At 64.3% G+C, this 24,182-nt stretch carries 12 protein-coding genes; 7 read left to right on the plus strand and 5 right to left on the minus strand.

Going from position 1 to position 24,182, the window contains the following annotated elements:
• The 4 genes from ACAG20_RS13835 to ACAG20_RS13850 all read left to right on the plus strand — a co-directional run bounded on the left by ACAG20_RS13835 (position 1) and on the right by ACAG20_RS13850 (position 11,437).
• Positions 1 to 3,411, plus strand: a complete 3,411-nt coding sequence (locus ACAG20_RS13835; RefSeq protein WP_370492916.1) for a helicase-related protein — start codon at positions 1 to 3, stop codon at positions 3,409 to 3,411.
• A 68-nt stretch (positions 3,412 to 3,479) separates the two neighbouring features.
• Positions 3,480 to 6,272, plus strand: a complete 2,793-nt coding sequence (locus tag ACAG20_RS13840) for a DUF1156 domain-containing protein (RefSeq protein WP_370492917.1) — start codon at positions 3,480 to 3,482, stop codon at positions 6,270 to 6,272.
• A gap of 19 nt (positions 6,273 to 6,291) precedes the next feature.
• Positions 6,292 to 8,115, plus strand: coding sequence for a DUF262 domain-containing protein (locus ACAG20_RS13845; protein WP_370492918.1), 1,824 nt, complete (start codon positions 6,292 to 6,294; stop codon positions 8,113 to 8,115).
• A 1-nt stretch (position 8,116) separates the two neighbouring features.
• Entirely contained in the window at positions 8,117 to 11,437 is a 3,321-nt protein-coding gene (locus tag ACAG20_RS13850) for a DUF499 domain-containing protein (RefSeq protein WP_370492919.1), read from the plus strand.
• A 47-nt stretch (positions 11,438 to 11,484) separates the two neighbouring features.
• Here the strand turns inward: ACAG20_RS13850 and ACAG20_RS13855 are convergent, their stop codons facing one another.
• The 3 genes from ACAG20_RS13855 to ACAG20_RS13865 all read right to left on the minus strand — a co-directional run bounded on the left by ACAG20_RS13855 (position 11,485) and on the right by ACAG20_RS13865 (position 19,225).
• The gene (locus ACAG20_RS13855) at positions 11,485 to 12,615 is read right to left on the minus strand and encodes an ATP-dependent endonuclease (protein ID WP_370492920.1); all 1,131 of its coding nucleotides are present in this window, start codon (positions 12,613 to 12,615) and stop codon (positions 11,485 to 11,487) included.
• 79 nt (positions 12,616 to 12,694) lie between these two features.
• A complete protein-coding gene (locus ACAG20_RS13860) occupies positions 12,695 to 12,976 on the minus strand; it encodes an AAA family ATPase (RefSeq protein ID WP_370492921.1) in 282 nt (93 codons plus the stop codon).
• A gap of 303 nt (positions 12,977 to 13,279) precedes the next feature.
• Complete coding sequence (locus ACAG20_RS13865) at positions 13,280 to 19,225, minus strand: DUF3320 domain-containing protein (RefSeq protein ID WP_370492922.1); 5,946 nt, start codon at positions 19,223 to 19,225, stop codon at positions 13,280 to 13,282.
• A gap of 260 nt (positions 19,226 to 19,485) precedes the next feature.
• Between ACAG20_RS13865 and ACAG20_RS13870 the strand changes: the two genes are divergently transcribed.
• Together ACAG20_RS13870 and ACAG20_RS13875 are read left to right on the plus strand one after the other, a co-directional pair.
• On the plus strand, positions 19,486 to 19,863 hold the full coding sequence (locus ACAG20_RS13870) for a hypothetical protein (RefSeq protein WP_370492923.1): 378 nt from the start codon (positions 19,486 to 19,488) through the stop codon (positions 19,861 to 19,863).
• A 67-nt stretch (positions 19,864 to 19,930) separates the two neighbouring features.
• Positions 19,931 to 21,349, plus strand: coding sequence for an SDR family NAD(P)-dependent oxidoreductase (locus ACAG20_RS13875; protein ID WP_370492924.1), 1,419 nt, complete (start codon positions 19,931 to 19,933; stop codon positions 21,347 to 21,349).
• 19 nt (positions 21,350 to 21,368) lie between these two features.
• Here ACAG20_RS13875 and ACAG20_RS13880 read toward each other — a convergent pair whose 3' ends face one another.
• Complete coding sequence (locus tag ACAG20_RS13880; RefSeq protein WP_370492925.1) at positions 21,369 to 21,836, minus strand: hypothetical protein; 468 nt, start codon at positions 21,834 to 21,836, stop codon at positions 21,369 to 21,371.
• 126 nt (positions 21,837 to 21,962) lie between these two features.
• On the opposite strand from ACAG20_RS13880, the gene ACAG20_RS13885 reads away from it, so the two are divergent.
• Positions 21,963 to 22,742, plus strand: a complete 780-nt coding sequence (locus tag ACAG20_RS13885; RefSeq protein ID WP_370492926.1) for a S1 family peptidase — start codon at positions 21,963 to 21,965, stop codon at positions 22,740 to 22,742.
• A gap of 6 nt (positions 22,743 to 22,748) precedes the next feature.
• Here the strand turns inward: ACAG20_RS13885 and ACAG20_RS13890 are convergent, their stop codons facing one another.
• Positions 22,749 to 24,176, minus strand: a complete 1,428-nt coding sequence (locus ACAG20_RS13890; protein WP_370492927.1) for a YdiU family protein — start codon at positions 24,174 to 24,176, stop codon at positions 22,749 to 22,751.
• Positions 24,177 to 24,182 lie beyond the last annotated feature (6 nt).

Genomic DNA, 24,182 nt, shown 5'->3' on the forward strand with positions numbered 1-24,182 from the left:
GTGCTGCTGGAAGAGCTAAAGCCGGGGCTACGGATCGACGGACTGATCCCGGCTCAACCAGTCACCGTGATCGCCGCTCAATGGCACGGCACCGAGGCGTTGGAGCTGACCTACAAAACCAACGACGGAAGCCTCGGCCAACAAGTCGTGTTCCGAAAAGGCGAAGGTGAGCTCAGCGTCGCACAAACCGGCAGCCGCCCCTTTGATGCCGACGCCTCGGACTTCAAGCTGGTCGCCGAAGCCCAGCGCATCACGCTGGCCGGCTTGTTCGACCCGATGCTCGCGGTCGCCACCAGCGACGTGCGCCCCCTGCCCCATCAGATTCGTGCCGTCTACGGCGAGCTGCTTCCCCGCACCCCGCTGCGCTTCCTACTCGCCGATGACCCCGGCGCCGGCAAAACCATCATGGCCGGCCTGTACGTCAAGGAGCTGATCCTGCGCGACGACGTCAAACGGTGCCTGATCGTCGCCCCGGGCGGGCTGGTCGAGCAGTGGCAGGACGAGTTGTTCTTCAAGTTCGGACTGCGGTTCGACCTGCTGACCAATCAGCTCATCGACGCCAACATCAACCTCAACGCCTTCGACACCCACCCGCTCCTCATCGCCCGGATGGATCAGCTCTCCCGCAACGAGGATCTGCAAGCCCAGCTCAAAGAGATCGAATGGGACTTGGTGATCGTCGACGAGGCCCACCGGATGGGCGCGCACTACTTCGGCGGAAAGCTGGAGAAGACCAAGCGCTTCCAGCTCGGTGAGCTGCTCGGGAAGACCACCCGTCATCTGCTGCTGATGACCGCGACCCCACACTCCGGCAAGGAAGAAGACTTCCAGCTTTTCCTGACCTTGCTAGACCGGGACCGTTTCGAAGGCAAGAACACCAAGACCGCCAACACCGACGGCATCATGCGCCGCATGGTCAAGGAGGACCTGCTGACATTCGACGGGAAGAAACTCTTCCCCGAACGCCGAGCTGAGACAGTGCCCTACGAACTGACTGCCGGAGAGTACGACCTGTACGACCACGTCACCGAGTACGTCCGAGAGGGTATGAACCGCGCTGATCGGGTCGGCGGCAAACGCAAGAACACCGTCGGGTTCGCGCTAACCGTCCTGCAGCGGCGCCTAGCGTCCAGCCCGGAGGCTATCTACAAGAGCCTGGTGCGCCGCAGCGAGCGACTGGAACGCAAAAAACAGGAAATCCTCAACGGCACCTACGTCGAGAAAGAACCTCGGATCAACCTTGGCGATCTTGACGACGACGACTTCAACGCCGAAGAAATCGAGGAACTCGAAGAAGAACTGATGGATGCGGCCACCGCCGCGCAGACCGTCGAGGAACTCAACGCCGAACTGTGGGAACTAGCCGCGCTCACCAAGATCGCCAAACAGGTCCGCGACGCCGGCACCGACCGCAAGTGGACCGAGCTGAGCCGCATCCTGCAGGACCACGCACTGACCACAGACTGCAACGGCTGGCCACGCAAGTTCATCATCTTCACCGAGCATCGCGACACCCTTGATTACCTTGCAGCGAAAATCCGATCCCTGCTCGGAAAGCCGACAGCAGTACAGACGATTCACGGTGGAGTCCGCCGCAAGGATCGTCGCGTGATCACCGAGGAGTTCACCAAGAACCGGGACTGCCAGATTTTGATCGCCACCGACGCCGCCGGTGAGGGTTTGAACCTGCAGGCCGCACATCTAATGGTCAACTACGACCTGCCGTGGAACCCCAATCGCATTGAGCAGCGGTTTGGCCGCATCCACCGGATCGGCCAGGAAGACGTGTGCCGGCTCTGGAACCTCGTCGCCACCAATACCCGTGAGGGTGACGTGTTCGCCCGGCTGCTGGAAAAGATCGAAGAGCAACGTAAGGCCTACGGCGGCAAGGTCTTCGACGTGCTCGGTGAGGCATTTACCGGCACCCCGCTCCGGGATCTGCTGATGGATGCAATCCGCTACGGGGACCTCCCCGAAGTCAAGGCCAAGATGCACGAAGTCATCGACGACCAGGTCGCCACGGGCCTCAAAGAGCTGCTCGCGGAGCGCGCGCTGGCGTCCGAACACCTCGCCGACGCCGATCTCGCAGCGTTGCGGGCAGCGATGGATGAGGCGCGCGCCCGACGCCTGCAGCCGCACTACATCGAGCTGGCGTTCAAGGCGGCCTTCGCCCGGCTGGGCGGGCGCATCGCCAAACGTGAACGGGGCCGCTACGAGATCGCCAACGTGCCCGCCGTCATCCGGGCCAGCAAGCACCAGCCGATCGCCACCAAATACGACCGAGTCACCTTCGACCTCGCCCATATTGAAGGCGACGCCATGTCACATGCCGACCTGCTGGCCCCCGGCCACCCGTTGCATGATGCGGTCATGGACGAGGCCGCCCGTCAGCTGGGTGGCACCCTCAACAGCGGCACCGTACTGGTCTCGGCGACGCTAGAGGAACCGCACTTGCTGGTCGGCGTAATCGAGGAAGTGACCGACGCTACCGGCGCCAGTGTGGCGCGCCGATTTGGCTACGCCTACGTCGATAGCTTCGGCGCCGTAACGCCGGCCGGGCCGGCCCCCTACCTGGACTGCGTTGCGGCACCGGACGTGCAAGTAGTCGCTGACGCTCGCCGGCTGCCGTGGCTGGCCGAAGCCGAGAATCGCGCCACCAGCTGGATCATCGCGCATCAACTGCCCGAGTATCTCGCTGAAGTGCAACCTCGCCGCACCGCCGAGCTGACCAAGACCCGCCAGCTGGTGACTGCCCGGCTGGAAAGCGAGCGGGACAGGCTGCTGCTGGATGCCGCGGTCGCCTCGGAGAAAGAGCACGCCGGGGAGAAGCCGAAGGAATCATCGGACAGCCTCAACCGCAAGGCCGTCGAGATCGACATGCGTCTGCGCAAGCGCCTGGAACTGCTCGACCAGCAAATGCTGATGTCCACCAAGCCACCACGCATCCTGACCGCAGCACTGGTGCTGCCATTGGCGATGCTGGAATCCGACCTGCCGGCCAACGCGCCGATGCACGCCAAGGAGACTAAGGAGGTCGAGCGCCGCGGTGTCGACCTGGTGCTCGCGCGGGAGAATGACTTGGGCCGCAAACCCGTTGAGCAATCGTTCACCAACAAGGGTTTCGACATTCTGTCCACCGCCGCCAACGGCGACACCTACCGGATCGAGGTGAAGGCCCGACTGGCCGGCGCCAACGATTTCTTCATCACCCACAACGAGGTGATGACCGGCAAGAACGCCGTCCCCCGGTATCGACTGGCACTAGTCAAAGTCGACCCGCGTGGCGCACAGTACGACGAGGTCCGCTACCTCGATGACCCGTTCGCCACCACCGACCTGGGCGATTTTGCCGCCACCGGTATCCGCGGCGACTGGAACAGGATGTGGGCCAAAGGTAAGCAACCGTTCTGACCGGTGCCCTGCCAGCCACCGGATCGGTTACGGTTCGCAATCACCAGCGGAGAGAGTTGAGGACATACGTGCAGAAGCGGAAGTTGATCGAGGTCGCGCTGCCGCTGGAGGCAATCAACCGCGAGTCGGCCCGAGAGAAGTCGATCCGCCACGGCCACCCCTCGACTTTGCACTTGTGGTGGGCGCGCCGTCCCCTGGCCGCCGCTCGGGCGGTGCTGTTCGCCCAGCTGGTCGACGATCCATCCTCGCTGCCCGAGGAATTCCCGACCGAGGAACTCCAACGCAAGGAGCGCGAGCGGCTGCACAAGATCATTGAGCGCCTCGTCGTCTGGGAGAACATTCAAGACGAGGTGCTGCTCGCTGACGCCCACGCGGAAATCATGAAATCCACCGACGGAAATCCGCCGCCGATCCTCGATCCGTTCGCCGGCGGCGGCACCATCCCACTGGAAGCGCAGCGACTCGGACTGGAAGCTCACGCCTCGGACCTCAACCCGGTAGCGGTGCTAATCAACAAGGCGCTCATCGAAATTCCGCCGAAGTTCGCGGGCCGCGCACCGGTATCCCCCGACGTGGCAGCCGATGAACTCGCACACCCGTGGCCCCGCGCCACCGGACTGGCCGAGGATGTGCGCCGCTACGGGCAGTGGATGCGTGACGAAGCCGAAAAACGGATCGGGCACCTCTACCCCAAAGCCACCCTGCCCGACGGATCGAAGGCCACCGTGATCGCCTGGATCTGGGCGCGCATTGTCACCTGCCCAAACCCCGCCTGCGGCATCGCCATGCCCCTGGTGCGCTCCTGGTGGCTGGGAAAGAAGAAGGGCAAAGAGGCCTATGTCGTGCCGTCCGTGGTCGACGGCAACGTCCACTTCGATATCGGGAATGACATCAAAGGCGCTCCCACCAAAGACAATGACGGCACCGTCAACCGAACCGGCGCAATCTGTATTGGCTGCGCGGCGGCCGTCGATCGTAATCACATCAAGGCTGAGGGCCAAGCCGGGCGGATGGGCTCGCAGTTGATGGCCACCGTCGCAGAAGGCAACCGCACCCGCATCTACCTAGCGCCGACACCTGAACACGAGGCCGCTGCAGACGTCCCTCGGCCCGCCGGCGTGCCAGATCAGGAACTCGGCTACCACCCGAAGGACATCTGGACGCCGCCATACGGGTTAACGACATTCGCTGACCTCTTCACGCCGCGGCAGCTCACTGCGCTCACCACCTTCAGTGACCTCGTCACCGAAGCCCGCGAGCGCATTCTCGCCGATGCCCGCGCCGCGGGCATGCCCGAAGGCGACCGCCTCGAAGCCGGTGGCTCCGAAGCCGCCGCCTACGCCGACGCTGTTGCGACGTATCTGGGCATGACCGCGAGCAAATTAGCAGACCTCAACTCAGTGATCGTCAATTGGTACGTCAGCCGCGAATCAACAAGCTCGACATTTGCTCGCCAAGCACTACCGATGACGTGGGACTTCGCCGAGGTTCTCGTCCTGGGGGAAAACACCGGTTCCTTCCACAATGCACTGAAGATGCTGGTCGGCTCGTTGGCATGCTGTACCGACGGGCCAGTTGGCGCTGTTCAGCAAGGGTCAGCCCTGTCACTTGATCTTGCCGGTGCGTTGCTTTCGACGGACCCCCCGTACTACGACAACATCGGCTATTCGGACCTGTCAGATTTCTTCTACGTCTGGCTGCGCCGCTCCCTGCGTTCGATCCAACCTGGCCTGTTGTCCACGATGCTGGTACCCAAGGCCGAGGAACTGGTCGCCAACCCCTACCGCCACGACGGTAAGGCCGGCGCTCACAGGTTTTTTGAAGACGGCTTCCGCGAGGTATTCCGCAGAGCGCGTCAGACAGCGCTGCCAGATTTCCCGATCGCCGTCTACTACGCATTCAAGCAGTCGGAAACCACCGAGATCGGTGAGGCATCCACTGGCTGGGAAACTTTGCTGGAAGGGATGATCCGCTCAGGTTGGGCAGTTACAGCAACTTGGCCGATGCGTAGTGAGCGCACGGGGCGGTCCATCAGCCAGGAAACCAATGCACTCGCCTCCTCAATTGTCCTGGCGTTGCGCCCTCGCCCGCACGATGCGCCACGGACCGACCGGCGCGAATTCGTCGAGACTCTCAAGGCGGAACTTCCAGGCGCACTCAAAGATCTTCAGCAGGGCGCGATTGCTCCGGTTGATTTGCCGCAAGCTGCGATTGGACCGGGTATGGCGGTGTTCTCTCGGTATTCGGCCGTCTTGGAGCCCGATGGCTCGAAGATGTCGGTGCGCTCTGCCCTTGCACGCATCAACGAGATTCTTGATCAAGTACTCAACGAGCAGGAGGGCGATTTCGTCGCCGCAACACGGTTCGCAATCGCCTGGTACCGCCAGCACGGTTACGGCGTCGGCAAGTTCGGTGATGCCGACAACCTCGCTCGTGCACGCAACACCAGCGTCGGCGCGATGGAGCGGGAGGGTATCTTGACATCTCGCGCCAGCAAAGTGCAGCTGATCAAGCCTGCTGCTTTAAGTTGGGATTACGACGTGGTCACCGACCCCGACATCAGCGGCTGGGAAGTGCTGCACCACCTCATCAAAATTCTGGAGCGTGACGGCATCGCACCGGCGGGTGACTTCCTCGGGGCTGCGCTGGGCCGCACCGACGGCGCTGTGGATGCCGATCGGATAAAGGAGTTGGCGCACCTGTTGTTCCGCATCGCCGAAGGCAACGGGTGGACGAAAGATGCACTCGCCTTCAACACGCTGGTGACCAGCTGGCCGGAAATCATGGACGCGGCCCGGAGTGTAAACGCGCAACCGGTCAGTGAGCAAAGCTCATTCGAGTTCGACGAGGAGGACGACTGACGTGGGGTTCTTGACTCCAATGTACGAGCTGGGCGAGTACCTAAAGTGGACCCGCTCGGGGGAGATCCAGCTGCCAGACTTCCAACGCGGCTACAAGTGGGAAGACGAACGGATACGTCAACTGCTGGTGACCGTGCTGCGCGGACACCCACTCGGCGCGGTCATGCTACTCAAGACCGGAAACGCGCAAGTGAGGTTCAAGCCCCGGGCCATTGAGGGTGTTGAGCTGTCAACCGGCACCGAAGCGAAATTCCTCCTGCTCGATGGTCAGCAGCGCCTCACCTCGCTGACCCAGGCTCTCAGCGGGGATGGCGCCGTGGCGACGAAAGACAGCCGCGGCCGGCTGCTGGACCGGCGTTACCTAATACACATGGAAACCGCCCTGAGTGATCCGAACCAGGTCGATGAGGCGATTATCTCCATCCCGGCTGATGGGGTGGTTCGCTCCAACTTCGGCAAGGACATTGACCTCGATCTGAGTGACCACGACAAGCAGCGCTCGCAGGGCTACTTCCCGCTACACCTGCTCTACGGCGACTACATGAGCTGGATTCTGGAGCTCACGGACCGCGAGTTGGGCAAGCAGTTCCACGAAGCCTTTATCAAACCCGCCACCACCTACGACATCCCGGCGATCGTGCTGGACGAGAACACCGACAAGGCAGCGGTGGCCACCGTCTTCGAAAAGGTCAATATCGGCGGCCTGCCACTCAACGTGTTCGAGTTGCTCACCGCGGTTTTCGCCGGTGACGCCGATTACTATCAGCAGTCCGGCGAGGACTTCCGGTTGAACGACGACTGGAAGGAAACACAACTCAAATGGGCGGCGTACCCGGTCTTAGCCGGTGTAGAGAACACCGACTTTCTGCAGGCCGCAACGATGTTGGCCACCCGCGAACGCCATCTCGCCGACACATCCGATCGGCCGCCGGCAATTTCGGCCAAGCGTGAGGACGTGTTGAAACTGACGCTGAGCGACTACCTGAAGTGGCGCGACCCGCTGCGTGAGGCTTTTGTCTGGGCGTCAACTTTTCTGGCGGATCTACACATCTTCGCCCACCGCGATGTGCCCTATCCCAAACAGCTGGTTCCACTCGCCGCCATCAAGGTAGTGCTCGGCATGGATGCGGATCTTATCGGTGTGCGTGAACGTCTCGCCCGGTGGTACTGGTGCGGTGTGCTTGGCGAGCTTTACGGTGGTGCAATCGAATCCCGGTTCGTTCGGGATATCGAGCGTGTTCCGGCGTGGGCTACCGATGAGACGCAACCGACGCCGCGGACCATCCAGGACGCCAACTTCGTTGAATCGCGCCTGCACTCCCTGCGCACCCGCAACGCGGCAGCTTACAAAGGCATCGCTGCGCTTATCCTTGCCGGCGGTGCGCGAGACTGGATGGAGGACAAGGCGCTCGACAAAATCCAGTATGTCGATCTCGCGGTCGACATCCATCACATCTTCCCGCAGAAGTGGTGCGACAACAACGGCGTCGACAATGAGCATCGAGACAGCATCGTCAACAAGACAGCCATCAGCGCACGAACCAATCGGACCATCGGCGGGGCGGCACCGTCGTCGTACCTATCCGTCATCGAATCCCGCGCACAGGTCGATGCTGGGCGACTCGACGAACTGCTGGCCACTCATCTCGTTCCCGCCGAGCACTTACGCACCGACGACTTCGAGACCTACTTCCGAACCCGTCGCGAGTCACTGTGCACGCTGGTTGAATCCGCAATCGGCAAGACCGTGCAGCGCGACATTGATGAAGGGTTTGCCAACGAGGACTCGGCCCAGTTCGAGCCGGACGAATTTGCCGCCGATGTAAGTCTGGAGGACGATTGACATGGCCTTGAGCAATAGGGATCGCATCAACAAGATGTTCGAGATCATCGCCCCCCCGCTGGATGACTTCATCTCGTTAGTGATCGGACAGGGCGACCCAGAGCTCGGTGCGGCGTGGCCGAAACTCGTGCAGGCCAAAGACGGGGCGTCGAGTTCCAAAACGTACAGCGCTCACGACCCGCAGATGCAGTTCCGAATCCTGACCGAGTCGAACATCACCGCTGGGTTCAAGAAGGGCTGGTATCCGTTCACCAAGACCTTGGGCAAGGCTGGTGAATCATTCGCCATCGAGCTCCGCGAGGTCCGAAACAACTGGGCACACAACGGGACTTTCACCGATGACGACGCCTACCGTGCCCTCGACACCGGCGAGCGGCTGCTCAAGTTGATCAACGCCACCGCCGAGGCGGCTGAGTTGCAGGCGATCCGGCTCAACCTGCGCCGCGTCACCGCCGACAAGGACGACAAGAAAGCGCTCAAGGCCGCCGTCGACAACCCTGCAGCCGCCGGGCTCAAGCCGTGGCGCGAGGTGCTCCCTCCCCACGACGACGTCGCTACCGGCAACTTCGCCGCCTCCGAATTTGCCGCCGACCTGTACAAGGTGGCCTTTGGCGGCGAGCACGACTCCGGTTACGCCAATCCAGTCGAGTTCTTTCGTCGCACCTATCTCACTGAAGGTCTGAGCGATCTAATCGGGCGTGCCGTGCGTCGGTTGTCTGGCGATGACAACGCACCGCCGGTGATCAACCTGCAAACCAACTTCGGTGGCGGCAAGACCCACTCAATGCTCGCCCTGTGGCATGTTGCGTGCGGACTCCCGATCGGAGAGTTTCCACAGGACACCCAAGAACTACTGGCCGCCAACGGCTACGCGGGTGTCAGAACCAACCGGGTGGCGATCGTCGGTAATCACATCAGCCCATCCGGGATGGTCAAAGACGACGGCACCAAAGTAAACACCATTTGGGGGGAGCTGGCCTGGCAGCTCGGCGGCAAGGCTGGCTACGACCTGGTCGCGACCGCCGACGCCAACCGCACCCACCCTGGCGAGGCGCTGCATGAGCTGCTGGCCAAGTACTCCCCCGCAGTCATCCTGATCGATGAATGGGTGGCCTACGCCCGCTCACTGGTCGCCCGTGACGACCTGGCGGGCGGCACCTTCGATGACCAGTTCACGTTCGCACAGTTGTTGACCGAATCGGCCAAGGGCACTTCCGGCGTGCTGCTGGTGATTTCGATCCCTGCATCCGAAACCGGCGATAGCGGCGACAAAGTCGTCGCCGGCAACGCCGAAGAAGTTGGCGGCGCACACGGCTTGGAGGCGCTGAGACGGCTGCAGAACGTGGTGCGCAGGGTCGCCGAGCAGTGGCGCCCAGCATCATCTGTCGAGGCGTACCAGATCGTGCGGCAGCGACTGTTCAAGCAAGCCGATGCGTCGGCACTCGCCTCTATAGGCGCCACCGCGCGGGCCTACGTCGACATGTACCGCAAATACACCGACGACTTCCCACGCGAGTCCCGCGACACCGCCTACGAGGATCGGATCAAGCAGACCTACCCGATCCACCCGGAGTTGTTCGACCGACTCTACGAGCAGTGGTCATCGCTGGAGCGGTTCCAGCGCACCCGCGGTGTGCTGCGGCTGATGAGTACCGTCATCCACGCCCTATGGATCGGTGAAGACGCGTCGCCGCTGATCATGCCAGGGTCGATCCCGCTAGCCACATCAAATGTGAACTCCGAACTCACCCAGTATCTGCAAGATTCGTGGAAGGCGATCATCGACGCCGACGTCGACGGGCCCAACTCCGAGCCTGCGCGCATCGACGTCGAGAAGCCGTTGTTCGGGCAACGCTCTCTCACCAAGCGCTTGGCGCGCACGGTATTCTTCGGGGCCGCTCCCACGATCGGCTCGGCCCACAAGGGACTGGAAACCCAGCGAGTGTTCCTCGGCACCGCCGTGCCCGGGGATGTGCCGGGCAACTTCCATGCCGCGCTGACCCAGCTCGCCGACCGAGCCACCTACTTCTACTCCGGGTCCGGCAAATACTGGTACGACTTACAGGCCAACATCACCCGCACCGCGCGCGATCAGGCCGACCGGCTGCACAAAGAAGATGTGTGGGCCGAGATCATTCGCCGGTTGCAAGGACAGGCCCGCACCCGCGGCGATTTCGCCGGGGTGCATGTCTGCCCGGAGACCAATGCCGACATCCCCGACACCGAGGAGGCTCGGCTGGTGATCCTTCACCCAAAGGTGGCGCACAAACGCGACACCGACTCGGCGGCTCAGGAGTTCGCACACAAAGCTACCGAGAACCGGGGTACCGCCATCCGCACCAACCGCAACATGTTGGTCTACCTAGCTGCCGACGAAACGCGCCTGCAAGAGCTCGACAACGCAACCCGCGACTACCTCGGTTGGACTCACGTTCTGGCCAACGAAGCCGACCTGGACCTCACCCAGAACCAGAAAAACCAGGCCACTCAACGCCAGGCCCAGGCCGATCAGACTGTTACTGGCCGGCTACTACAGACCTTCACCTGGGCGTTGATCCCCTCCCAGCCGGATCCGGGTGCCCCGTTCGTGATTCGGGAGACCAAGGTCGAAGGCCAATCCGAGTCCCTGGCCGATCGGGTATCCCGCCGGCTTGGCAGCGACGGTGACCTCTCCACCCGTCAGGCGGCGAGCACGATCCGGCTGGCGATCGGCAAGGTGCCGAAAATCTGGGAGGGCGGCCATGTCTCGCTCGGTGCACTGTGGGGGCTGTACTGCCAGTACCCGTACATGCCGCGGCTTCGGGATCGCCGGGTACTCGATCACGGCATCGTGGATCTGCCGATGATCTGGCAGACCGATGCGTTCGCTTTGGCCACCAACTACGACGAGGTCGCTGAGCGGTACGTTGGGCTGTGGACTCCGGATGACACGGCCGCCCCTCCCCCTGCGACGGATTCGTTGCTGCTGGTGCGGCCGGATGTCGCCGCCAAACAGCTTGAAAATGAACCGCCGCCTGGCCCCAAAACGCAACCCCCACCCGGCCCGCCGGAACCTCCTGGCCCCCCGAAACCTCCGATCGACATCGCGTTCCCGACACGGTTCTACGGTGTCAAGACCCTCAGCGCCGACAAGATCGCGTTAGACTTCAAAAACATCGCCGACGAGGTGATCACCCACCTACGCGAGCAGGGCGTCAACCTCACCGTGCGGATCGAGATCGAAGCAACCGATGCCGGCGGGTTTGACGAGAACAAGATCCGGACGGTGTCAGAAAATGCGAAGACCTTGAAGTTTGATCAATCGGGTTTTGAAGTGACCTGAGAAACTCAGCCAACCGATGGCCGCTATCCAAGATCGATCGAGCAGGATTATCGTCTATCGGCCAACTTGCCCTTCAAGAACTCACCTATCTCTGTGAACGTTGACTCATCGGCCGACGAAGCGTATACACGACATGCTTCAGTGGAGATATAACTGGCATCTAGCATCAATTTCTTCGCGACAGCTCCGATGTAACTGTGGTGATCATCCACGCCACTAATGGTCTCAGAAACGCTGATACCGTGCTCCGCCTTGAAGTGCTGCTCCACCGCCGGGCAATTGAACACCACCTTCTCAGGAGCGACGTCACCCGGCAAACCCCCAACGAACTCCTTCACCGGCAGCGGAATTTTCATAGCCGTTCGGTCAATATCTCCATCATAAAGACCGACCGCCCTTAGCTGAGCCTTTTTAAGTAATTCAACTGCCGCCGCGATGTTCTGAGCGCATCCAACGCCAAGAACCTGGCACCCTGACAGTAAATCACGGTCGCATCTGCGAACAATCTCGATCGCCAAAAGGCGTGAAAAATCATCCTCGACACAAATCATAGCTCGTTCGTTATCCCGAGAATCCCCGTGGAGATACGCGTCGATTTGATACGTACTCAGGCCTGGTACCGCATCAATCAACCCGTCAGGCTGTCGCTTGAGATAGATAACCGAATCACGTCCGAGTTCCATTAAGATCGCTGCACTGTGGGTAGTCAATACGATCTGATGCCCGCGACGCAGTGCGACGTCGACGAAGTATCTTGCCAGTCTGCGTTGCGCTTCACCATGCAGTGAAGTCTCTGGCTCCTCTAGGACAAACAGGCTCTGCGCCGGAGCACCCTCCATGGTGTTCACCATGTAGACCACACGGCCCTCACCGAAGCCCATGTGGTTTTCGGAATATCGCTTACCACCACGCGTAGCTACCGCAAGTTCCGTGGTACGGTTTGAATGCGTTACCTCCGTGAACCCTAATTCTTCATACGGCAATCCTAGAATTGTTGCGACACTGCCGGCAGCCTCCGCCGACAGCTCACGCGATGCTCCCACTTGAATCCGATGAGCACCATAGATTGAAAGATCGCGTCGTTCCACTTTAGGTATAAACTGGGTGAAACCGATATAATAGCAGGCGCGCTCTGGTTGCCTCTTGTATCCCGACCATTCTTTAGTTTGCCTACTCACGGTAACCCTTTGCGGATCAGCACCGCGCTCGACGCAATAAGAATACATAACCTGCGCGTCGTCAGTAAATGGCGTAGGGTCAATCGCGGATAACGGAAAGAAATCCCTTTATATAGTAGCGTTGCAGCGCGGCAGTTACCGCTTTGCGGTATCCACAACTTGTTAGCTGCGCTATCGTACTTTTACCCGTCCCATTCAGACCAGACAGAGCGGTGATGGGCGATTGGAACTCAAGCGTAAGTTCGGATATCCCCCTGAACCCTCGGATCTCAAGCGATTGAACCACTGGTCCAAAGTTGGTATAGCGATTATCAAGCCTGAATTTACCAGCCAATTTGCGAACGTTGTCATCATGGCTCATGTGTCAACGCGCCTTGCTCATGTGTCGATCCAAAACAGTCCCTTCCACCGCACTCAACCTGTCATGGTGAATCCTCGTGGCTTTTCGCTTGGGCACCGCGGAAAGTCGTCGGCCACTTCGAAAAAATCATAGCGCTATGAACTTGTCTGCTGGGGTCCCCGAGAGATCTGGTCCGGCACGGACTCGGCGACAGCGCAGGGTAGCTCGCAACAGCACGGTGACGCGCGAACGTCTCGCCTACGTCAGAGCGCTGGGCCTACGCTCCACCACGCCCGTTTACTCAAAAACCGCCGAGCGTTAGCGCTATGGCCTGAGATTTTTGCCGACAGCTAAAAGGCCACTCGTCGCGCTCAACAACTCCTTCTGGAGCGCCCTCTCCAACGCCTCCCCCAGCCGCGCCTCAATCCCCGCCGTCATCCGCTTTCCCCCGAACAACCCCAGCGCCTCCCGCTGGAGCTCCTCGGCCTCGATCCCGCCGGTCTGCTCCGCGATCACCAGCATGGCGTTGCCGATCTCGATCAGGCTGACCTCGTCGAGTGGCCGCACAACGCCCTCGGCCGGACAGCGCACCGCCCGCCAGGTCTCCGGGTCGATACCCGTCGGCCAGTAGAAGCCTTCGGGATCGGCGGAGCGTCGGCGATACTCGGCGGGCACCAGCTGCCGGATCGCCTTGCGGCGGCTCTCCGCCACCCGATTCAGCCCGAACGCCCCGGCCACCAGCTTGGCCAGCCGATCCGGGTGGATCGGACCCTCAGCGGCGATCACCGCCTCAATGACGGTGCGCACCTTCTGCTTTGCATGCTGCATCGCGATGTCGTCCAGCACACTGATATCACCGGCCACCACCGGTTCCCATTCGTGGAATGTCTGCAGCATCGGGTGCCGCCGCGAAACCGGCGCTGGTGCCACAACCGGTGCGGCCGGTGCTGACCGCAGCGGCGCCAGCTCGCGCGGCTCCTCGGCCACCGGCTCGGGTTCCGACACCACCGGCGCGACCGGCTCGGGCGGAGCCACAGCCTCGACCGGCGGCGCGACCTTGCGCTCCCGCGCCTCCTCCACCGCCCGCCGCAGCCGCGCCGCCGTCGCATCCCGGTTCTGCAACCACTCCGGCAGCCAGACCCGTTCTACCGCCGGCCATTTCAACAGTCCCGACAGCACATCGACCGGCAGGCCGTCCCGGTCGGCCACCGTGCGTCGCGAATACCAGCCCGGCCCGTCCAGCAGGACCGCTACCAGCGGCTCGTCGGGCGCCGCAGGATCGGAGAGCACCAGATCCACCCGGAAATCCGACAGTCCGACATCTGCGGCGACCGGCAACCCAGCAGACCGCAACGCCGCAGCGATATCGTCGCGGTGGTAGTCGAAGACCGGCTGGCGCCGGCCACCACCGCCCAGTGCGTCGACCCCTCGGGCGGCCATCTCCAGGTAGGCCTTCAAATGCTTCGTTCCGACCTGGCTGGTTTCCTCGGCGCGCAGCGCCGCCGGATCAAAACTGGAGTACAGCACCACTTCACGCCGGGCCCGGGTAATCGCCACATTCAAACGCCGCTCACCGCCGGGACGCGACAGCGGCCCGAAGTTCAGCGGCACCACGCCTTTGTCGTTGGCGCTGAATGCCACCGAGAACAAGATGGTGTCGCGTTCGTCGCCCTGAACGTTCTCCAGGTTTTTCACGAACAGCCCGTCGGGCTCGTCCAGCGCCGCCACCAACCGGTCATCACCGGAGTCACGCAGCAGGTTCTCGATGAAGTCGCGCTGCTGGGCGTTGAAGGTGACCACCCCCAGCGACGGTGCCACCGACGGCGACAACGCGAAGCGCTGGCGGATGTCGGCGACGATTCGCTCGGCCTCGACCCGATTGGTGCGCAGCGTCTTACCCTTGCCGGAACGCTCAAATACCCCGTCGACCCGGACCAGCGAGACCCCGTGTCCGGAATCGGAGCCGGCCCGCGGCGCCGGGAACGAGGCCAACCGCCCCTCGTAGTAGTTCTGGTTGGAGAACGCGATCAGGGCCTCGTCCTGGCTGCGGTAGTGCCAGGACAACCACTGACGCGGAACCTGGGATTGCACGCATTCGGTGAGGATCGACTCCTCGTCGACCACCAGGTCGGGGGCGTAGTCTTCGTCATCGCTGGTACCGACTTCGGCGAAGCTGGTGGGCGGCATCTGCTTGCTGTCGCCGACCACCACCACCGAAGCGCTGCGGCCCATCGCCCCCACGGCGTCGGCCACCCGCACCTGGGAGGCCTCGTCGAACACCACGACGTCGAACAGCCCGGGTTTGGCCGGGAAGAACCGGGCCACCGAATCCGGGCTCATCAGCGTGCAGGGCATGATCGCGGTGATCAGCTCACCGAAGTTGTCCAGCAGAGCCCGGATGCTCATCCCGCCGCGTTTGCGCTCTAGTTGCCGGCGCAGCCCACCCACCTGCCCACTCTCCGACCACGAGTCGAAGCGGCGCTCGGCCAGCAGCGCCGCCGGGATGGCCCGTGGCAGTTCCTCGCGGATGGCGCGGGTGGCGTAGGTGAAACGTTGGATGGTCTTGCCGTGGGCGGCCACATCGAAGCCGGCCAGTGCGTTGGCGTCGAGGCGTTCGGTAACCGACACGGCGGCCACCCCGCGCTCGAATGCCAACGCGGCGTCCTCGGCGGGCACCCCGCCGGTCAGGATCGCCGCACGTGCGGCGGTCATGCCGGCGGCGCGCAGCGGCTCGACGTGACCGATCAAGTCCACCCAACTCTCCAGCGCGGCAGGGGTGTCCAGCCGTCGCGCACTGCGGCCCGCCCACCACCGTTCGAAGAACGCACCGTCGGCCCAGGCGCGCTGCGTATCCGTCGTCACCCCAGTGGCCTGATTGAGCCCACTCCAGGCAGTACCGAGCCGCTCCAGCGGCCCGGCCATTGCCCCCACAGCTGTGCGGGTGTAGTAGTCGCGCAGGTCGGCGACGTGCGAACCATCCGTCGTCAGCACGGCGACCAGCCGGCGCAGCCAATCCAGCCCGAACGCCAGCTGCGCGGCGGTCTCGGGAACTAGCGGATTCCAGTCGCCGTCTAACAGGGTGACCGGCAGCCGGGATACCCGCTGGCGCAGATCAGTGACCAGAGCGTGGGTTTCGGCCATTGCGGCGGTGCCGGTCGACAGGCCCTTGAGGTCGATGCTCGCCGCATCGACCACCAGCACGTCGGCCAACTCGGCCAGCACGGCGTGGCGACGTTTCTTGCGCCCGAAGAACCCGGACTCGTCGGCGGCCAGCGCGGCGGCATGGATCGCCGGAATGTCCAGATCCATCGCCTGTGGTCCGGCGGTGTCCAGCCAGCCCGGGCGCTGCGCCGCCAACCTGGCCACAACCTGCCCGAGCGCGGTCAGTTCTGCAGCCCAGTCGGCGGTATTCAGCGCGTCGATACCGGCCATCGGATAGCGGGGTGCGCCGGCCAATCCCACCCAGCCCGCCAGCGCAGCCGGCTCACCGACTCGGTCGAGCTGCGCCAACCCGATGCCGTGGGGCTGCCCGTCGTCAAGGAGCCCGGCCAGCGCGGCATCGAATTCCACTGCGGCACGGTAGGTCCCGGACACATCGGCCGGGACCGCATCCAGGAACCCCCACGGGTGATCGGCGCTCGGCCGGGCCAGGTCAGCCACCGCCGGCAGCGCCCGCAGCAGCTCCCCGAGCTGCTGCAACGTTTCCGGGCTGGCAGCAGCCACCAGCTCACGAGGCACGTCCAGGGCCGGCACGTCTTGGTCGGCGGCGAGTTCTTTGGACCGGGCGGTGTAGGCCGACAGTCCGGCGGCGTTTTCGGCGTGTAGCCGCTCGGCGTAGCGAGCCAACGTGGTGCGGGCCGCGGCGGCGATCTGCTGGTTGGTGCGCAGCCGTTCGCTGTCGGCGGTGACCCGCAGTTCCAGCGCGGTCTTGATCTGTTCGCGCACCGCCGCCGGGCGGGCGGACTTGTCGTGCAAGTTCAGCGACAGCTCGCCCAGTCCGACGGCGTCCAGCCGCTTCTTGACCACGTCGAGAGCGGCCTTCTTCTCCGCGACGAACAGCACCCGCCGCCCGGATGCCATCGCGTGCGCGAGCAGGTTGGTGATGGTCTGCGATTTGCCGGTTCCCGGCGGGCCTTCCAGCACGAATGTCCGCCCGGCAACAGCTTCGGCAATCGCCTGCAGCTGCGAGGAGTCGGCGGGCACCGGCATGTGGGGCCGCAGTTCATTGAGATCGACACCGTCGGGTGCCGGCACCGGATCGGTGTAGGCGGCCAGCGGAGTATCGATCAGGTGGCGCACCAGGCTGTTGTCGGCCAGCGCCGCCCAGGACTCGTCGAGATCTTTCCAGAGCGGGAATTTCGCGAACTGCAGGATCGCCAGGGCCACGTTTTCCTCGACCCGGAAGGGCAGGCCGGCGGTGGCGATTGCGCGGCGCACCGCGTCGAAGGTGCCGGCGAGGTCGATGCCGGAGGCATCCTCGGCAGGGTTGGCCAGCTCGGGAATCTCCAAACCGCAACTGACCCGCAGCTTTTCGATCAGGCAATAGTTCGGGGTGGATATGCCGGCCTCGTCGATGGACAGCACATAGCGGTCACCGCGGTTGGTGGTGGACAGGCTCACCGGCACCAGCACCACCGGAGAGCGCAGCTCGCGATCACCCAAGCGCCAGTTGAGCATCCCGAACGCCAGGTAGAGATTGTTGGCGCCGGTCTCCTGGGTGATGGTCTTGGCTTTGTAGGCCAGGTTGCGCAGCCGGGATTTGTACGCCGCGGCGGTGACGTCGAGGTAGGCGCTGTGTTTGTCGGCCAGCAGCACTGTGCGCTCATCCTCGGGCAGCTCTCGGCCGTAGCGGATGCCGCGCGCCGCGTCCACGCTGCTGACTTCGTCGGAGGCCAGCAGCTTGATGCGGGCGCCGGCGTTGATGTCGTCTTCGAAGCGGGCTAGCGCCGGGCCTGGTATTGCCAGCGCGAATCCGGCCCGCTCGGTGTAGTTGATCAGCCGGTTACGCAGGCTCAAGTCCAGCAGCGCGTTCTTCCACTGCCGCACCCGCTCCGGCACTGTCTCCTGCGGCGTCTGGTGGACGGTCTCGGGGCGCACGTACGGGGCGATCGCAGGGCTGGCGCTCGGTTGATATTCGAAGACGGTGGTGTTGCCGTGCCGGTCGGTTGCGTGGCTGGGCAGCGGGTAGATCCGGGCGGCGCGGGCTTGCCGAATGTCGGTGATCCCGAGGATGTTCGACAGATCCGCAGATAGGTGCTTGGCTCGCGGGTTGGCGATCGCGGCGGTGAAGTCGGCGGCCTGCGCACCACCGGTGAGCATGGTGGTTTCTACGAGCCGGATCTGGTCCAAGTCGACCAGGTTCACAACGTCGATGGCCTCGGTGGTCGACACATCGGGCAGCGCGGAGTCCACGCGCCAATAGCCGAGGAACGCATGACCATGGAGCACCCAGATCGTCGAGTTGATCCCGGCCTGCTCCAAAACGGCGGCCATCGTCAGGGTGGTGTCCAGACAGGTGCCGAGCCGGCCCTCGAGCACCTCCGCGGGCGTGCGGACTTTCTGGCCGTCCAGACCCCAGCTGGCCGGCGGTTCGGCATAACGCACATCGCAGTCGCGGATGGTCTCGAACACCGCCCGGGCGATAGCGTCAACCCGGGCCGGGTCCTCACTTTGGTAACCGTCGAGGCCCGAGTTTCCGGTGAGCGCCATGAGGCGATCGGAGACCCTGAGCATCAGTGCGGTGACGGCGGCAGCGTTGGGTTGAACGTGGGCTGCCAGCATCTCCAGGGCCAGCTGCAGTGGGCGGGCCTTCCATTGGTTACCGGCCAGGATCGTGACGTCCTTTTCCGCCTCGGCGCGCACCGCGCCGTGAGCGTCGCACAGCACTGCGCGGATCGTGCCCGGCCGCGGCTCGTCGACGGCGAGCATCGAGGCCGGGTCGAGCAGCAGGGCGACGTCGCGCAGAACGGTGGGCGCATGGGCCGCGAGATCCAGATGAATCTCTTTTGGGCCGCCGTGGGAGCCGTTTGCGCTCATGACTTCGAGGTGGATTACCGCACCGCGTAGTTCGTCGCCGGCGTTGTCTATCGCGATGTGGTCGATCACCGGGATGCGGCAGTGCGCCATCGGGTAGCTCAGGTCGGAGACCGCGTGAATCGCGACGCTCGGCTCGTGCGGGGCCGGCTGGCCGGCGGCGACCAGCGGCTCCGGCTTGGCGTGCCGACCATTGGGCACCTGATCCGGCCGTGCGCTGTGGTCGAGATCGGTCACCATGAGCTCCTTGAGGCAAGGCGACACCAACGACCCCCGGTGTCGCATTGCCGAGCAGCTTAGAGGGAGGTGCCGACACCCCGATCAGGTCGTGCGTTGTCCCGGATCACCTAGTCGCTGGCGGTCCCCTGCGAGCTTGAGAAAGAGTTGATTTCAACGACGCCGGACAGCTCTTCACCTGGGTTTATGCGCAGCGAGAACCGGGCATGCTGCAAAACAACGCTTATTAGTCCCATTTTATAGAAATCGGGTGGACCGCAATGAGTAACAGCACCATCATTCTCATCGTTGTCGTCGCGATCGTGGCCGTCCTGGTCCTGATCGCTCTGGCCTTCATCGCGAGCAACAAGCGCACCGAGCGGCGTCGGCGCCAGGCCGAGGAGATCCGCGACAAAGCCGCCGAGCAGGCTCATGAGGTGGGACAGCGCGAAGCCCACGCCGAGCAGATCGCGGCCAAGAGCCGCGCCATGCGAGCCGAATCCGAAGCGCTGGCAGCACAAGCGGAAAACCTGGAACACCAGGCGCACCAACACCGCAGCGATGCGGCCACCGCGCGCAGCGAATTGGACTCCGAATACCAACGCGCCGACAAGCTCGATCCCGGCGCACCCACGTCCGACACCCCACCGGCCCGGTAACGCTCTCGAACTGGGCAGCAACGGACCTGATCGGCATTGCCGAACACGCCCCGTACCCTTACCAGGCGTGACCGGCATCGACCCGCAAAAACTCGCCACCTGCCTGCAGGTGCTCGCCGAGGTCGACGCGCTACCCCCCGAACACCCCGACGCGATCACCGTCCGCCGCGCCACCGCGCGGATGTTCAAGGCGCTCAAGAAGGAGCGCCGGACCGCCCGGCGCGACGCGGTGGCCGCTGCCGACAACGCCGTCATTGCCGCCACCGCCACCGGCGCCCCGGGCCGCATCGATGACGAGACTCAAGGCATTCCGCTGGTATCGGCCACTAAGGGCACGTCTGCGGGCACCCTGATTCGCTCGCGGCCGTGCTATATCTGCAAAACTCACTACGCGCAGGTGGACGCCTTCTATCACCAGCTCTGCCCGGACTGCGCCGCGATGAGTCGGGCCAAACGCGACGCCCGCACCGACCTGACCGGCCGCCGCGCCCTGCTCACCGGCGGGCGCGCCAAGATCGGCATGTACATCGCGCTGCGCCTGTTGCGCGACGGCGCCCACACCACCATCACGACGCGCTTCCCCAACGATGCGGTGCGCCGCTTCGCCGCGATGCCCGATCATGCCGACTGGCTGCACCGCCTGCAGGTGGTGGGCATCGACCTGCGCGACCCGGCCCAGGTCGTCGCGCTGGCCGACGCGGTGGCCAACCAAGGCCCGCTGGACATCCTGATCAACAATGCCGCGCAGACGGTGCGCCGCGCACCCGGCTCGTACGCCGCCCTGGTCGAGGCCGAACGCACCCCGGCAGCCGAGCTGGTCGACGTGATCACTTTCGATCACGTCAGCGACGCGCACCCGGCGGCGCTGGCCGGCAGCCTCGCCGAGCACCAGCAGCCGCACGCGCTGACCCAGCTGGCCCTCACCGCCCGCAGCGCCTCCCCGGCACGGATTGCCGCCGGCACCGCGATCGACGCCGGCGGGCTGCTGCCGGATACCGCCGCGACCAACAGCTGGACCCAACGGGTGCACGAGGTCGACGCCCTGGAGCTGCTCGAGGTGCAACTGTGCAATCAGACCGCGCCGTTCATCCTGGTCAGCCGGCTGCGCCCGGCGATGGCGGCATCGGCGGCCCGTCGTAAATATGTGGTGAACGTGTCGGCGATGGAGGGCCAGTTTTCCCGCCGCTACAAGGGCGCCGGGCATCCGCACACCAACATGGCCAAAGCCGCGCTGAACATGCTCACCCGCACCAGCGCCGCGGAGATGCTCGAGACCGACGGGATCCTGATGACCGCGGTGGACACCGGCTGGATCACCGACGAGCGCCCGCACCCCACCAAGCTGCGGCTGGCCGAGGAGGGCTTTCACGCCCCGCTAGATCTGGTCGACGGCGCCGCCCGGGTGTATGACCCGATCGTGCGCGGGGAGGCCGGCGAGGACCTGTTCGGGTGCTTCCTGAAGGATTACGCGCCGAGCAACTGGTAGCGGCTGGGCCAAAGGGCCCTCACGCCGCCCGAGGCAGGTCCCGCTTCGCGCTGTGCTCCCGTGGCTCCGTCCCGCTGGTCCCCGGCGCCCACCCGACATACGCCAGGTACAGCCCCAGCAGCGCAAACGCCACATAGACGACCCGCCATACGGTCACGGCCCCCATCCAGTCCGCCGGCAGCGACATCACGGTCGCCGGAAACGCCACCAGCAAAAATCCCTTAACCGCGGTCAGCCAGCCCAGCGCGGACACGCTAAATGCTGCGACACCGCGCCAGTACGGGTGCAAGGCGATCACCACCAGGCCGGCCAGCAAGGTGAACGCTCCGGCCACCCACGACCAGAGCGGATCGTTGGCGGCATCCGAGACGCGCGTCCATAGCTGCGGGCCCTGCACTGCGGCAGTCACGCAGAGCACGGCTAAGAACGGGCCGACCACCCTGGCAAACATCCGGGTGGTGTTCTGCGATTGAATCGAGGTGCTCATTGTTTCGTCCTTCCCGAGCGTCCCCCTGAACGCAATTGTCCGCTTGACTTCGCCTTCGTGCCGCGATCTGCCCAGCCCTCGGTACAGTCGGTGCATCCCACCGCCGACCATCCGGGAGCACACCTGATGGCTGCCTCCCGTAAACGTCCCCTCAGTGCCGTGATCACCCGGGTGGCCATTGCGGTCGTCGTCGTCGCGGTCATGGTGGGCACGGTGTGGACCAGTCGCACCCACCCGGCGGGCAATCCGATCCCGATTCCGGCGGCCAAGGCGATCGGACCCGGAATCGGTCTCAACGTCAGCCCCGCCGACGGCTCCGACAACATCAGCTGCACCGCGGGGTTCCTGGTGCGCACCAAAGATGACCAGCCCGGGCTGCTGTCGGCCGGGCACTGCAACAAACCCGGCGGGCCCGCCGCGGTGGCCATCCGCCACGGCGGGCTCTACAAATATCCGGTCGTCGGCACCTTCGCCGAAAGCATCTACGACGGCAACGACTGGAATGACTTCGACATCGGCCTGATCACGGTCGACCAGCCCGGCAAGATCCCACTGACCTCCGAGATCGACGGGCATCCGGTGGTGGGCCTGGCCGACCGGGTCGAAATCGGCCAGACGGTCTGCCATTTCGGGATCCGCAGCGGCGGCGCGATGTGCGGCCCGGTGGTCGCCAGCGAGGAGAACAAGATCCGGTTCGCCGCGACCGCCAAGTGCGGCGACTCCGGCGGGCCGGTCTATGCGATCCGGCCCGATGGCGCGATCGAGGCGATCGGGATCTTCACCGCGGTATCCAACGGCGACTACTCCGAGCCGTCCTGCGACGGCCCGCACATCTATTCCGTCGCGCAGCTGATCAAGCCGTGGCTCACCGCGTGGGAGCTGACGCTGGTCACCACGACACGGTAGCCACGCTCAGGTGCCGCAGAAGGTCCGGTAGTCACCGAATTCCGGCGGGGCCGGCGCGGCATAGGCCTCCAGACCGGGCCGCTGCCGGTAGGGCTCGCTGATGACGTCCAACAGCTTGCGCACCGGCGCGAGATCATCGCGCATCGCGGCGGTCAGGGCCTGCTCGACCAGGTGGTTGCGTGGGATGTAGACCGGGTTGACGCGGTCCATCGCGTCGACGTCGGGCCCCATGGCCTTCCAGCGCGCCAACCACTCATCGAAGACCGGTGACAGCGCCTCGGTGTCGCCGCGGCCTGCCCGCGCCAGGTTCCGGAAGAACGAGGTGTAGTCGACGGCGTTGTCTTTCATCAGCGCCAACGCCTGATCGATCAGCGCTGCCGCTTCCACGCTGCCGGTCAGCCCGAACTTGGCCAGCATCCCGGCCGACCAGAAGCCGTGATAGCGCGGCATGAAACCTTCCAACGTTTCCATCGCTACGTTCACCGCGGTCTCTTCGTCGTCGGCGAACAACGGCAGGATGGTTTCGGCGAAGCGAGCCAGGTTCCACTGCGCGACCAGCGGCTGGTTGCCGTAGGCGTAACGCCCGGCGTAGTCGATGGAGCTGAACACCGTCGCCGGGTCGTAGGCGTCCATGAACGCGCACGGCCCGTAGTCGATGGTCTCCCCGGAGATCGTCATGTTGTCGGTGTTCATCACCCCGTGCACGAACCCGACCAGCATCCATTTCGCGATCAGCGACGCTTGGGCTTCGAGCACCGCCTGAAACAGTGCCCGGTAAGGGTTTTCGGCCTGTGCGGCTTCGGGGTGGTGACGGGCGATGGCGTAGTCGGCCAGCCGGCGCAGCAAGCCCAGATCGTCGGTCGCGCGGGCCTGCTGGGCGACGAGCTGGAAGCTGCCCACCCGCAAGTGGCTGGCGGCGATGCGGGTCAGCACCGCCCCAGGCAGGGGCGCTTCACGTTGTACTTGTTCTCCGGTGGCGACCACAGCCAGTGACCGGGTGGTGGGGATCCCCAGGGCGTGCATGGCTTCGCTGATCACGTATTCGCGCAGCATCGGGCCGACCACCGCCAGGCCGTCGCCGCCGCGGGCGAATGGGGTGCGCCCGGAGCCCTTGAGGTGGATGTCGCGGCGGTGGTCGCCGGCCAGCTCGCCGAGCAGCAGGGCGCGGCCGTCACCGAGCAGCGGGACGTAGTTGCCGAACTGGTGTCCGGCGTAGGCCTGCGCCACCGGGGTGGCACCGTCGGGAACGTCGGTGCCGGTCAACAGCTTCAGGCCGTCCGGGCTGCGTAGCCAGTCGGGGTCGAGCCCGAGTTCTGCAGCCAGCTTTTCGTTGAGTATCAGCAGCTTCGGGTCGGGCGGGGTGGCCGCCTGCCAGGTCTGCGCGAGTTCGGGGAACTCGCGGGCGAAGTCGGCGGTCAGGAGCGGGGGTGCCACTCCGCC

This window comes from Mycobacterium sp. pW045, assembly GCF_041287085.1.
GTDB lineage: Bacteria > Actinomycetota > Actinomycetes > Mycobacteriales > Mycobacteriaceae > Mycobacterium > Mycobacterium algericum_A.